Below are 13,189 nucleotides of genomic sequence, written 5' to 3' on the forward strand. Positions count from 1 at the left end.
AAAGTTTCGGTCAAGGCGCATTTCGGCGCCTATCCGCCGCAAATCGCCTTGACCCTTCGGCGCATCCTCACCCAAATACCGGCTGGCTGACAAAGGAGCGCGCAGACCATGGCCCGTAAGATTCCCGCCACCATCATCACCGGCTTTCTCGGCGCCGGCAAAACCACCCTGATCCGCCACATGCTGGAAAACGCCGGCGGCCGCCGCATCGCGCTTATCATCAACGAATTCGGCGATCTGGGGGTCGATGGCGATATCCTCAAGGGCTGCGGCGATGAAACCTGCTCCGAAGAGGACGTGATGGAACTGTCGAACGGCTGCATCTGCTGCACCGTCGCCGATGATTTCATCCCGACGATGGAAACCCTGCTCGCCCGTGAAAACGCCCCAGATCACATCGTCATCGAAACCTCCGGCCTCGCCCTGCCGCAACCGCTGGTGCGCGCCTTCAACTGGCCAGGTATTTCCACCCGGGTCACCGTCGATGGCGTGGTCACCGTGGTCGATGGCAAGGCCGTGCGCGAAGGCCGCTTCGCCGCCAACCTCGCCGCGATCGAAGCCCAGCGCGCGGCGGATGAAAACCTCGACCATGAAACACCCCTGTCGGAACTTTTCCAGGACCAGGTCGCCTGCGCCGACATGATCGTGGTGAACAAATCCGACCTGCTTACCGGCGATGAGCTTGACCAGACTGTCGGCGATCTCAAGTCCGGCGCCCGCGATGGTGTGCAGGTGGTGCATGCCAGCATGGGCGCGCTGCCGGTCGATGTCCTCCTCGGGCAGGGCATCGGCGCCGAATCCGATCTCGACGCCCGGCACGAGGTGCACCACCATCACCACCATGATGACGATGACGACGATCACCACCACCACGATCACGACCATGACGATTTCGAAAGCTTCGTGGTGACCCGCCCAGAAATCGCCGATCCACAGGCATTCGCCACCCAGGTCGCCGACACGATCCGCGCGCATGACATTCTCCGGCTCAAGGGGTTTGCCGCCGTCTCCGGCAAACCCATGCGGCTCACGCTTCAGGCCGTCGGCCCCCGCGTCGACACCTATTTCGATCAGCCCTTCGGCGATCAGCCGCGCGAAACCCGCCTCGTGGTGATCGGTCAGGCCGGTCTCGACCGTGCCGCGATCGAGGCCGCGCTCTGCGCATGATCATCGTCGAAGCCTCAAACCCTCACGCTCCCGGCGCCCGCGCCCTGCTCGAAGCGTCACACGCCCTGATGGAGTCGCTCTTTCCGTCCGAGGCCAACCATTACCTCTCGCTGGACGCGCTTACCACGCCCAACATCCGCTTCTTCACCGCGCGCGACGGTGCCACCACCCTTGCCACCGGCGCGCTCGCAATCCAGGACGGCTATGGCGAGGTGAAGTCGATGTTCACCCACCCCGAGGCTCGCGGCAAAGGCGCCGCCGCTGCCATCCTGCGCCAGATCGAGGACGAGGCCCGCGCCAACGCCTTGCCCATCCTGCGCCTCGAAACCGGCACCGGGCTCGACGCCGCCCACCGCCTCTACGCCCGCCACGGCTTCACCGCCTGCGATCCCTTCGGCGATTACGGCGACAGCCCGTATTCCCTGTTCATGGAAAAACCCTTGGGATAGAAGCCGGTCCCATGCTTCATCTTGCCCCAAATACTCCCGCCGGAGGCGCCCGCCGCCTCGGCCCGCACCACGGCCGGCGATAAATGCACCTGCTCGCCGCCACCCCCGGCGCCATCGACGATGGCAAGGACCCCGTCGATCTCGGGCAGACGCCCGCCGACGTGGTCTTCATCTCCGCCGCCGATACCGAGCTTGCCGCGCTCTCCGAAGCCCGCGCCGAGATGACGGCGCCCCCCACCCTGCGGCTTGCCAATCTCACCCATCTGGCGCACCCGATGTCTGTCGATCTGCATCTCGACAATTGCGCCACCCGGTCCCGGCTGGCGATCGCGCGTGTGCTGGGCGGGGTGGGCTACTGGAAATACGGCGCCGAACAATACGCCGCGCGCTGTCATGAGGCCGGCGTGCCGCTCGCCCTCCTGCCCGGTGATGACAAGCCCGATGCCGAATTGCGCGGCCTCTCCACCGTCTCCAACGAGGACTACGATGCGCTCTGGGCCTACCTCGTCGAAGGCGGCCCGCAGAACAGCGCCAATTTCCTCGCCTATGCCTGCGCCATGCTCGACGGCGGCGAAAAACCCGCCCCCGCCGCACCGCTCCTGCGCGCCGGCGTCTACTGGCCCGGCGCCGGCGTCGCCGATCTCGCCGCAGCTCAAGAAGCATGGACCGATGGTGCGCCAGTGGTGCCGGTCATCTTCTACCGTGCGCTGGTGCAGGGCGCCGGACTCAACCCGATCAACCGGCTCACCCGCGCGCTCCTGCGCCATGGCCTGAACCCGCTGCCCGTCTTCGTCGCCTCGCTCAAGGACCCGGTCAGCCAGGCCACGCTCGAGACGCTCTTCACCGCCGCGCCCCCCTCGGTGATCCTCAACGCCACCTCTTTCGCCGTAGGCTCGCCCCATACCGGCGATGACAGCCCCGAAAACCCGCTCACCATGCCCGCCGCGCAGGGCGCCCCGGTCTTCCAGGCCGTCCTCGCCGCCTCGTCGGAAGAGGCCTGGGCCACCGGCCTCACCGGTCTTTCGGCCCGCGACATCGCGATGAACGTGGCCCTGCCCGAGGTTGACGGCCGCGTGCTGACCCGCGCGATCAGCTTCAAGGGCGAAGCATTCTTCGACGACGCCACCGAATGCCCAATCGCCACCTACCGCGCCCAGGGCGACCGCATCGATTTCGTGGCCCGCCTTGCCGCCAACTGGGCCACTTTGCGCCACAGCGCCGCCGCCGACCGCCGCATCGCACTGGTGCTGGCCAACTATCCCAACAAGGACGGCCGGCTGGCCAACGGCGTCGGGCTCGATACGCCCGCTGCCACGGTGCACACGCTTTCCCTACTGGCCAACGCGGGCTATCGCATCGAAAACGCCCCCGCCGACAGCGATGCGCTGATGCAGGCCATTCTCGCCGGGCCCACCAACTGGCTCACCGACCGCGCGCATCGCACAGGCGGCGTGCAGATGCCCTTGGCCGACTATCAAACCGACTACGCGCAATTGCCCTGGGACCTGCGCGAGGCGATCGAGAGCCGCTGGGGCAAACCCGAAGACGATCCCCTCTATTCCCCGGACACAGGCGACGGCGGGTTTTTCTCGCTCTCGATCCTGCAATTCGGCAATGTCGTCGTCGGCATCCAGCCCGCCCGCGGCTACAATATCGACCCGACCGATACCTATCACTCCCCCGATCTCGTCCCGCCGCACAACTACCTCGCCTTCTATTTCTGGCTGCGCCATGTCCACGCGGCACAGGCCATCGTGCACATGGGCAAGCACGGCAATCTCGAATGGCTGCCCGGCAAGGCGCTGGCGCTGTCCGCCTCCTGCTGGCCCGAGGCCGTGTTCGGCCCCACGCCGCATGTCTATCCCTTCATCGTCAACGACCCCGGCGAAGGCACGCAGGCCAAGCGCCGCGCGCAGGCGGTGATCGTCGATCACCTCACCCCACCGCTCACCCGCGCCGAAACCTACGGCCCGCTCCGCGATCTCGAAGCGCTGGTGGACGAGTATTACGAGGCCGCCGGCGTCGATCCCCGCCGCATCGACCACCTGCGCCGCGAAATCCTGTCGCTCTCGGCGGCCACCGGCCTCGATGCCGATGTCGGTATGACCGGCGCGGATGAAGAAACCGATCTGGCAAAACTCGACGCCTATCTGTGCGAGTTGAAAGAGGCCCAGATCCGCGACGGGTTGCACATCTTCGGCCAGTCGCCGACGGGCCGGCAGGAAACCGACCTGCTGATCGCGCTCACCCGCGTGCCGCGCGGCGACGGCACCGGCGCCGATGCCTCGCTCATCCGCGCATTGGCCAACGATTTCGCGCTCGGGTTCGATCCGCTCGATGCCGACATGGCCGCGCCGTGGACAGGCCCGCGTCCCGAGGCCCTTGAAACCCAGCCAGGTCCGTGGCGCTCCACCGGCGACACGATCGAGCGGCTGGAAACCCTCGCGCAACAGCTCCTCACCGGCCAGACGCGCGCGCCCGGGCCGGCAAGCAGCGCCGTGCTGGATGCGATCGAAACCACCATTCGCCCCACCCTGCGCGCCTGCGGCCCCGACGAAGGCACAGGCCTGCTCACCGCGCTCGATGGCCGCTTCGTGCCGCCTGCCCCCTCCGGCGCCCCCACCCGCGGCCGGCTCGACACGTTGCCCACGGGCCGCAATTTCTTTTCGGTCGACAGCCGTGCCGTGCCTACCCCAACGGCCTGGGCGTTGGGCTGGAAATCCGCGAACCTGCTGATCGAGAAACACTTGCAAACCCATGGCGACTGGCCCCGCGCCCTGCTCGTCACCGCCTGGGGCACCGCCAACATGCGCACCGGCGGCGATGACATCGCCCAGGCGCTGGCGCTGATGGGGGTGAAACCGAAATGGGATGCCGCCAACCGCCGCGTCACCGGGTTCGAGATCATCCCCCACACCGCCCTGGGCCGCCCCCGCGTCGACGTCACCCTGCGCATCTCGGGCTTTTTCCGCGATGCCTTCCCGCAACTCATCGCGCTGGTCGACAGCGCCGCCCGCGCGGTACAGCAGCTTGATGAGCCCGAGGATGTGAACCCCGCCGCCGCGCGCGCCCGCGCCGACGGCGCGCAGCCGCGCGTCTTCGGCTCCAAGCCCGGCGCCTACGGCGCGGGCCTGCAGGCGATGATCGACGAACGCCTCTGGTCCGACAAATCCGACCTGGCCAATGCCTATCTCGAATGGGGGTCCTATGCCTACGGCGCCGGGCTCGAGGGCACCCGCGACCGCGCCGGGTTCGAGGCCCGCCTCTCCACGGTCGACGCCATCGTCCAGAACCAGGACAACCGCGAACACGACATTCTCGACAGCGACGACTATTACCAGTTCGAGGGCGGTGCCGCGGCGGCGGTCAGCACGCTGCAGGGGCAGGACCGTCCGATCTATCACAACGATCACTCCCGCCCTGAACGCCCGCTCATCCGCACGCTCGACGATGAAATCGCCCGCGTCGTGCGCTACCGCGTGGTCAATCCGAAATGGATCGAGGGGGTCAGGCGCCACGGCTACAAGGGCGCCTTCGAAATCGCCGCGACGGTGGATTACCTCTTCGCCTTCGCCGCCACCACGGGGACCGTGAAGAACCACCATTTCGACATGGTCGAGGCGGCTTTTCTCGAAGATGACGAAACCCGCCAGTTCATCGCGGATCACAACGCCCCTGCCCTGCGCGAGATTGCGGATCGCCTACAAGAGGCGATAGACCGCGGCCTCTGGCAACCCCGCTCCAACTCTGCCCGCGCCCGCATCAGCCAGTTGACAGCCCCACCCGAGTGACCGGACCCGGCGCCTGCGCGTCTTTCTTGGCACAAATACTCACATCTGCCTCTGCGGGCCAGCCCGCGGCCGATCCGCGCCCTGCGGGACGGCGGGTGGGGCGATGTTCCGGGCTCGCCCGGAACGAGCGTCACCCCGCCGGCCTCACTCGCCCAGCTTGGCGTGCACCTCGTCAAGGTCGATCTCGCCCACCGGCATCTTGTTCGACGGGTCTTCGAAGTCGTATTTGAACAGGTCGAAATCGCGGTGATAAATCTCATAGATCAGGTGCATCGACAGATCGTCGAAATAGTCCTCCACCGGATGCGCCCGCTTGGGCCCGTGGCCTTCGCTCTCGTTGAACCGCGGCACCTTGTCCAGCTTCACTTTCACCGGCGTCTCGATGTGGTCCAGCACATCCTGCATGCCGTCGTTGAACGCTTCCGTCCAGAAAATCTTGTCATAGCGCCCCCCGTTCACGATGAAGGTGCTCACATGGCCCGACATCGCACTCCAGTGAATGTCGGGCTCCATCGGACGGCGCCATCGGATCGTGTCGCGCGCGAACAGCAGGAAGCGCCGGAACGATTTGATCTGGTCGAACTCGAACCCGTTCTCCGGGTCGCCCACCTCTATCCCGTATTTCTGGATCAGCAGCGGCACCAGGTTCCCGCGATAGCGCTTGCCGTTGCGCTGGATGCCGCAGATCTTGTCGAAGAACGACGACAGGATACGGGTATAGGGGTTGCGTACGCAGGTGAACGCGTAGGAACTGTGCGTCTTCACATTCGCGTTGATCAGCAGCTGGCTAGCCTCGCGCGCCCACTTGTGCAGACCATCTGTCGCGTCATGGATGTCGCCGTCGAAAAACGCGCCGTGGTCCGAGAAATACATGATCTGCCCGATGGTCGAGCAGGCACATTTCGGCACCACCCGGTAAACCACACTTTCACTCTCGGTCATCCAGGTTCCCGGAAACCCCATGACGCACTGCCTCCAAACATATCGTTCTTGTTCTTTGTCGCCTTTATATCATTCGCAAATTCCTAAACAAATGATGTTTTCCGCAGCTCACGGCGCTGTGTCCGCACGGACTCAATCGACCTCCGGGGGAATACGGGCGGAAAAAACTCTCCAAACCCGGTTTATTCAAACACCATTCACCTCTATTAGGTTAACAATGCCGGGGCATAACCATTGGACCGTTTCCTGAATGGCAAGAATAGCCTTCATATTACTGTGCCACAAAGACCCCGAGGCCATCATTAAGCAGGCCGAACGGCTCACGGCCGTGGGCGATTACATGTCGATCCATTTCGACGCCAGCGCCAAACCCGAATACTATGATGAGATCCGAAGCGCGCTCGACGGCAACCCCAATGTCACCTTCGCGCAAAAGCGCATCAAGTGTGGCTGGGGCGAATGGAGCCTCGTGAAGGCCACGCTGCACGCCGTCGAAGCCGCGGTCGAGGCTTTTCCCCGTGCCACGCATTTCTACATGCTCTCGGGCGATTGCATGGCGATCAAATCCGCCGAATACGCCCATGAGTTTCTCGACCGCGACGATGCGGACTATATCGAAAGCTTCGACTATTTCGAATCCGACTGGATCAAGACCGGCTGGAAAGAAGAGCGACTGATCTATCGCCAATGGTTCAACGAACGCACGCAGAAACGCCGCTTCTACGCGATGTTCCAGTTGCAGAAACGGCTGGGGATCACCCGCGAGATTCCCCAGGACATCCAGGTCATGATCGGCTCGCAATGGTGGTGCCTGCGCCGCCGCACGATCGAATGGATCCTCGATTTCACCCGCGAACGCCCCGACGTGATGCGTTTTTTCCGCACCACCTGGATTCCTGATGAAACCTTCTTCCAGACGCTGGTGCGCCACCTCGTGCCGGAAAAGGAAATCCGGTCGCGTACGCTGACCTTCCTGATGTTCACCGATTACGGCATGCCGGTGACGTTCTACAACGATCACTACGACCTGCTGCTTTCGCAGGATTTCCTCTTCGCGCGGAAAATCTCGCCCGAGGCGAAAGAGCTCAAACGCCGCCTCGGCCTTCTCTACGCCACACGCGGCTGGGATTTCAAAATCTCCAACGAAGGCCGGTCGCTCTTCAAGTTCCTCACCGGCCGCGGCCGTATCGGCCGCCGCTTCGCCACCCGCTTCTGGGAAACGGAATCGACGCTCGGGCGGGAACGCGAACTGCTGATCGTCGTCTGCAAGAAATGGCACGTCGCCAAGCGCCTAGTCGAACGCATCCGCACAATGACCAACATCCCCTGCATCGAGTATCTCTTCAACGAAGAGGGCTGCCAGCTGCCGGATCTGGGCGGCATCCAGTCGACCATGGGCAAACGCCACCGCCACCGCCGGGCGCTGATGCGCATGCTGTTCGACTACTACGATACCGACCGGCTGATCATCTGCCTCGATCCCAACAACATAGACCTGCTCAATGATTTCTGCGCCGACCGTTCGGTCACCCGCCTGCTCGAGCTTGATTGCGTCTTCTCCGATGACTACCTGATCGGTCACGCCATGCGGGTCGGGCTGGCAGGTGAAAAGACCCCGCAGGAAACGCTCGACCGGCTCCTGCCGACAATCCGCGGCGATATCCAGTTCGAGATCGACCAGATCCGCGACGCGGGCTTCGACAACCACTACCGCATGCGCGAGGCCGAAGACGCCGAGGCCAATGCCGAAGCGCTTCAGAACTTCCTGGCCGTCGGCCATGACAAGGCGCTGGAAATCGCGAAAACCGATTACCTCTTCGCCGATTGATCCCTTGCCCCCCGCGTTGCGATCGCCCATATTCGCCCGCGAATTCGACACTTCCAGAGGAATGACAGTGATGGTCACACAGGCCCCAGAAACCCGCATCGTCGATCAGTGGCGCGTTTCCTGCGATGGCGGCGAAGGTGCCCTTGGCCATCCCCGCGTCTGGCTGCAGATCCCGCACGAGACCGGCTTTGTCGAATGTCCCTATTGCGATGCGAAAATCATCCACAAGGACTTCGAAGGCAAGGTCGAGCAGGCGTAAGCCGGGCGCCGCCTTCGATCTGTTCCACGCAGCCGACTTTTTCGTTGTGAAAGTATTTGTGCCCCTGAAAAGGTTGCCTTCATGGCCATTCAAAAAGTCATACTTCACATCGGAAGGCACAAGTCAGGTACCAGCGCTCTTCAGCAAAGCCTGCACCTGAGCCGGAAAGCTCTTGATAGCGCCGGAGTTCTGTATCCGCTGGCCGGCCGTTTCCGCGGCGTCGCCCATCACAGGCTCGCAAACGAACTGCACCCCAGAAAAACACCCGAGTGGAACCCAGAACTTGCGTCCGAAACCCTTGCGGAAATCAAGGATCACCATCACACCCTGATTCTTTCCAGTGAAGGCCTGCAAAACCTTCCCAGCCTTGAACGGGTCGGCATGTTTCTCAGCCTGATCCCACATGATGCGGTTCAGATAATCTGCTATGTCCGTGAGCTTTTGGACTATGCAGTGTCGTCATACCGCCAAAAAATTCACAACAAGACGGATTTCGAAAAATTCGGCCGGAAAGACCGCCGGGTTTTTGATATCGTCAGATTTGTCGAAATGTGGGAACAGCAAGGTGCGCTTACGCTTGCTTGGTTTGATCGCGATCGCCTCGTCAACGGGGATATTCGCGACGATTTCCTTGAACGGACCGGGCTTGGCCACCTGAGGGATACGCTCGTTGTTCCTAAACGCGAAATAAACCCTTCGATCGGCGGGAATCTCCTGTTTTTCAAGGCGGCCGCGAACTATCTGGGTCAACCTCTTCTCAGCTACAACAGGTTATCGTCGCTCGCGAACGAACATTCGCGTTTTCGCAGGGCCTTTCGGATCACCAAGGAGGAGGCTCAGAGCTTCCGGGAACGAAGTAACTACAATAGCTACCTTGTTTCGCGGTTGGGTGAGGTGCGTATGCGGGACTGGTCTGATCTTCCCGTGCTCCCAAACATCGGCGAGCTTGAAGAAGACTTCGAAACCCTGAAAGCCCATGCTCGCGAAGACCTTTTGAAATCCTGCATGGCGCTGGCCGATCAGGCCGCAGATTGGTTCCGGCCACAACAAGACTGACTTTGTCGCCAAACCCTCTGGCCCCACCCCGCCCCTTGTGCGAAACAAGAACCAAACCCGGGGGAACCGCATATGTCATTCGGCAAAGGCTGCCACCTGCATCTCATCGACGGCTCGGCCTTCATCTTCCGCGCCTATCACGCCCTTCCGCCGCTCACCCGCAAATCCGATGGGCTGCCCATTGGCGCGGTCTCGGGCTTCTGCAACATGCTGCAGAAATATGTCGAAGAGGCCACCGGCGATGATGCGCCCACCCATGTCGCGGTGATCTTCGACTACTCGGGCAAGAGCTTCCGCAACGACATCTACCCCGACTACAAGGCCAACCGGCCCCCCGCACCCGAGGACCTGGTGCCGCAATTCCCGCTGACGCGCGAGGCGACCCGCGCGTTCAACATCGCCTGCAAGGAAATCGAAGGCTATGAGGCCGACGATATCATCGCCACGCTCGCCACGCAGGCGCGCGATCTGGGCGGGCGCGTCACCATCATTTCCTCCGACAAGGACCTGATGCAGCTTGTCGGCGGCGGCGTCGAAATGCTCGACGCGATGAAAAACCGCCGCATCGACCGCGACGGCGTGGTCGAGAAATTCGGCGTGCCCCCCGAACGTGTGGTCGATGTGCAGGCGCTCGCTGGCGACAGCGTCGATAACGTGCCCGGCGCGCCGGGCATCGGCATCAAGACGGCGGCGCTGCTGATCAACGAATACGGCGATCTCGAGACACTTCTCGAACGCGCCGACGAGATCAAGCAGCCCAAGCGCCGCGAAACCCTGATCGATAAAGCCGACCAGATCCGCATGTCACGCGATCTGGTCCAGCTCAAGAACGACACCCCGCTCGATTTCACCATCGACGATCTCGAGGTGAAAGACCCCGACCCCGAACAGCTCCTGCCGTTCCTCGCCTCGATGGAATTCCGCACGCTCAGCAAGCGCATCGCCGACAAGATGGGCGTCGAACCCCCGATCATCGAGGACACCCCGGTCAAAACCGCCGATGGAAACGATCCCGCGCCCGAGTTCCCACCGGTCGACCCGTCGAAATACGAACACGTGCAGGACGCCGCGGCGCTGCAACGCTGGATCGACCTGATCCACCAGCGCGGCTATGTCGCCGTCGACACCGAAACCACCTCGCTCGATGAAATGCAGGCCGAGCTTGTCGGCATCTCGCTTTCGGTCATCCCCGGCGAGGCATGTTACATCCCGCTTGCCCACAAGGCCGGCAATTCCGACGACCTCTTCGGCTCGGATGATCTGGCCGAAGGGCAGATGGACGCGGACGAGGCGCTGAAACTGCTGAAACCCGTGCTTCAGGACGACGCGGTGCTGAAGATCGGGCAGAACATGAAATACGATGCCAAGATCTTTGCCCGCCACGGCATCACCGTTGCACCGATCGACGATACCATGCTGATGTCCTATGCCATGTATTCCGGCCTGCACGGCCACGGCATGGACGCGCTCTCGGAACGTTATCTCGGCCACAGCCCGATCCCGATCAAAGAGCTGATCGGCTCGGGCAAATCAGCCATCACCTTCGATCGCGTGCCGATTGACGAGGCGGTGAAATACGCCGCCGAAGACGCCGATATCACTCTGCGGCTCTGGCACCTGTTCAAACCGCAGTTGCACCGCGAACGTGTGACCACCGTCTATGAAACGCTGGAACGCCCGCTCGTGCCCGTGCTCGCCCGGATGGAGATGAACGGCATCCAGGTCGACCGCGATACGCTCTCGCGCATGTCCAATGCCTTTGCCCAGAAAATGGCCGCGCTCGAAGACGAGATTCACGAACTCGCAGGCGAGAAATTCAACGTCGGCTCGCCAAAACAGCTGGGCGAGATCCTGTTCGACAAGATGGGTCTCGAAGGCGGCAAGAAGGGCAAGACCGGCGCCTATGCCACCGGCGCCGACGTGCTCGAGGACCTGGCCACCGAACACGAACTGCCCGCCCGCGTGCTCGACTGGCGCCAGCTGTCGAAACTGAAATCCACCTATACCGACGCGCTGCAGGATCACATCAACCCCGAAACCGGCCGCGTGCATACCTCCTACGTGCAGACGGGCGCCTCCACCGGGCGCCTCGCCTCGACCGATCCGAACCTGCAGAACATCCCCGTGCGCACCGAGGAAGGCCGCCGCATCCGCGAAGCCTTCGTCGCGCCTCAGGGCACCCGCCTCGTCTCGCTCGATTATTCCCAGATCGAGCTGCGCATCCTCGCCCATGTCGCCGATATCGGCACGATGAAACAGGCCTTCCGCGATGGCCAGGACATCCACGCCATGACGGCAAGCGAGATGTTCGACGTGCCGCTCGATGAAATGACCCCAGAAATCCGCCGCCGTGCCAAGGCGATCAATTTCGGCGTGATCTACGGCATTTCCGGCTTCGGCCTCGCCCGCAACCTGCGCATCCCCCGCGGCGAAGCGCAGGCCTTCATCGACGAGTATTTCGAGCGTTACCCGGGCATCCGCGCCTACATGGATGAAACCGTGGACTTCGCCAAGGAACACGGTTTTGTCCAGACCCTCTTCGGCCGCAAGATCCACACCCCCGAGATCTCGGCCAAGGGCCCTCGCGCCGGGTTTGCCCGCCGCGCCGCGATCAACGCCCCGATCCAGGGCACCGCTGCCGACGTCATCCGCCGCGCCATGATCCGCATGCCAGACGCGATCAGCAACCTTCCAGCGAAGATGCTCCTGCAGGTGCATGACGAACTTCTCTTCGAGGTCGAGGACGATGCGGTCGACAAGCTGATAGAGGTCGCCCGCGACGTGATGGAAGGCGCCTCCGATCCGGCCGTGCATCTCGATATCCCGCTGACCGTCGATGCCGGCCAGGGCGCCAACTGGGCCGAGGCGCACTGACACAATCCTTCGAATTGCCCGCAACTGTTTCCACATGGGAAACAGCGCTGCTTGATCTCGCGGCCCGCGTTCACCAAGATTGAACCCTGCGCCGCTATGCTCCGCGCAGGAAGACCGGAGGTAACCCGCATGACAACCCTGCGCGCCCTGATCGCCGCGATCGCATTCCTGGCCCTGCCCGCCGCCGTTCAGGCGAGCGATCAGCCCGGCCCGCGCATCCTTGTCATCGGCGATTCCCTTCTCGCCTCGCACCGCATTTCGGAACGCAATGTCGGCAGCCGGCTGGCCCGCTACCTGCGCGCGCAGGTCGACGATCACGCTGTCGCCGGCGCCCGGATGATCTACAACCTGCCGCTCACCGGCGCGATGGGCCTTTCCATCCCCAGGCAATACCGCAAGGGCGATTGGGACTGGGTGGTGATGAATGGCGGCGGAAATGACCTGTGGCTTGGCTGTGGCTGCCACGCCTGCGATCACAAGCTCGACCGCCTGATCGCCGAAAACGGCCGCCGCGGCTCGATCCCCTCGCTGGTGCAGAAAATCCGCCGCAGCTCCGGCGCCCGCATCCTGATCGTTGGTTACCTGCGCAGCCCCGGCTTCTCCTCGCCCATCGAATCCTGCAAGGACGAAGGCGACGAGCTCGAAGCCCGCATCGCCCGCCTGGCCGAGATCGACCCAAACGTGCACTTCCATTCCCTCACCGATCTGGTGCCCGAGGGCGATCTGTCCTTCCACGCGGTCGACCGCATCCACCCCTCGCTCAAGGCCTCCGATGCCATCGCGCGGCGGCTGGCGCAGGTGATCCTGACAGCGCAGTGAGCCG

At 63.2% G+C, this 13,189-nt stretch carries 9 protein-coding genes; 8 read left to right on the top strand and 1 reads right to left on the bottom strand.

All coding sequences use genetic code 11. The features are described 5' to 3' along the window. Positions 1-108 precede the first annotated feature (108 nt). The 3 genes from cobW (at position 109) to cobN (ending at position 5,407) form a co-directional block, all read left to right on the top strand. Positions 109-1,167, top strand: a complete 1,059-nt coding sequence (cobW, locus tag E0501_RS17460) for a cobalamin biosynthesis protein CobW (RefSeq protein WP_137702679.1) — start codon at positions 109-111, stop codon at positions 1,165-1,167. Then, entirely contained in the window at positions 1,164-1,616 is a 453-nt protein-coding gene (locus E0501_RS17465) for a GNAT family N-acetyltransferase (protein ID WP_137702680.1), read from the top strand. Before cobW ends, E0501_RS17465 begins: the two co-directional genes overlap by 4 nt. 83 nt (positions 1,617-1,699) lie before the next feature. Beyond that, positions 1,700-5,407, top strand: coding sequence for a cobaltochelatase subunit CobN (gene cobN, locus E0501_RS17470; protein WP_137702681.1), 3,708 nt, complete (start codon positions 1,700-1,702; stop codon positions 5,405-5,407). Positions 5,408-5,551: 144 nt separating this feature from the next. Here cobN and E0501_RS17475 read toward each other — a convergent pair whose 3' ends face one another. Then, complete coding sequence (locus E0501_RS17475; protein ID WP_137702682.1) at positions 5,552-6,370, bottom strand: sulfotransferase family protein; 819 nt, start codon at positions 6,368-6,370, stop codon at positions 5,552-5,554. A 229-nt stretch (positions 6,371-6,599) separates the two neighbouring features. On the opposite strand from E0501_RS17475, the gene E0501_RS17480 reads away from it, so the two are divergent. The 5 genes from E0501_RS17480 to E0501_RS17500 all read left to right on the top strand — a co-directional run bounded on the left by E0501_RS17480 (position 6,600) and on the right by E0501_RS17500 (position 13,185). Next, a complete protein-coding gene (locus E0501_RS17480) occupies positions 6,600-8,177 on the top strand; it encodes a DUF5928 domain-containing protein (RefSeq protein ID WP_137702683.1) in 1,578 nt (525 codons plus the stop codon). 70 nt (positions 8,178-8,247) lie between these two features. Further along, complete coding sequence (locus tag E0501_RS17485; RefSeq protein ID WP_137702684.1) at positions 8,248-8,436, top strand: zinc-finger domain-containing protein; 189 nt, start codon at positions 8,248-8,250, stop codon at positions 8,434-8,436. An 81-nt stretch (positions 8,437-8,517) separates the two neighbouring features. Then, positions 8,518-9,492, top strand: a complete 975-nt coding sequence (locus E0501_RS17490; protein ID WP_137702685.1) for a hypothetical protein — start codon at positions 8,518-8,520, stop codon at positions 9,490-9,492. Between the two features lie 72 nt (positions 9,493-9,564). Continuing rightward, complete coding sequence (gene polA, locus E0501_RS17495) at positions 9,565-12,366, top strand: DNA polymerase I (protein ID WP_137702686.1); 2,802 nt, start codon at positions 9,565-9,567, stop codon at positions 12,364-12,366. A gap of 129 nt (positions 12,367-12,495) precedes the next feature. Beyond that, positions 12,496-13,185 (top strand): SGNH/GDSL hydrolase family protein, encoded by a 690-nt coding sequence (locus E0501_RS17500; RefSeq protein WP_235857895.1) that lies wholly within the window; start codon positions 12,496-12,498, stop codon positions 13,183-13,185. Positions 13,186-13,189 lie beyond the last annotated feature (4 nt).

Origin of the sequence: Marimonas lutisalis (genome assembly GCF_005434965.1) — a bacterium.
In the GTDB taxonomy this organism is placed as follows: domain Bacteria; phylum Pseudomonadota; class Alphaproteobacteria; order Rhodobacterales; family Rhodobacteraceae; genus Marimonas_A; species Marimonas_A lutisalis.

Excerpts from the sequence above, each read along its gene's own strand:
- E0501_RS17485 (WP_137702684.1), top strand. The coding sequence starts at position 8,248 with ATGGTCACACAGGCCCCAGAAACCCGCATCGTCGATCAGTGGCGCGTT.
- cobW (WP_137702679.1), top strand. The coding sequence starts at position 109 with ATGGCCCGTAAGATTCCCGCCACCATCATCACCGGCTTTCTCGGCGCC.
- E0501_RS17475 (WP_137702682.1), bottom strand. The coding sequence starts at position 6,370 with ATGGGGTTTCCGGGAACCTGGATGACCGAGAGTGAAAGTGTGGTTTAC.
- E0501_RS17480 (WP_137702683.1), top strand. The coding sequence starts at position 6,600 with ATGGCAAGAATAGCCTTCATATTACTGTGCCACAAAGACCCCGAGGCC.
- polA (WP_137702686.1), top strand. The coding sequence starts at position 9,565 with ATGTCATTCGGCAAAGGCTGCCACCTGCATCTCATCGACGGCTCGGCC.
- E0501_RS17500 (WP_235857895.1), top strand. The coding sequence starts at position 12,496 with ATGACAACCCTGCGCGCCCTGATCGCCGCGATCGCATTCCTGGCCCTG.
- E0501_RS17465 (WP_137702680.1), top strand. The coding sequence starts at position 1,164 with ATGATCATCGTCGAAGCCTCAAACCCTCACGCTCCCGGCGCCCGCGCC.
- cobN (WP_137702681.1), top strand. The coding sequence starts at position 1,700 with ATGCACCTGCTCGCCGCCACCCCCGGCGCCATCGACGATGGCAAGGAC.
- E0501_RS17490 (WP_137702685.1), top strand. The coding sequence starts at position 8,518 with ATGGCCATTCAAAAAGTCATACTTCACATCGGAAGGCACAAGTCAGGT.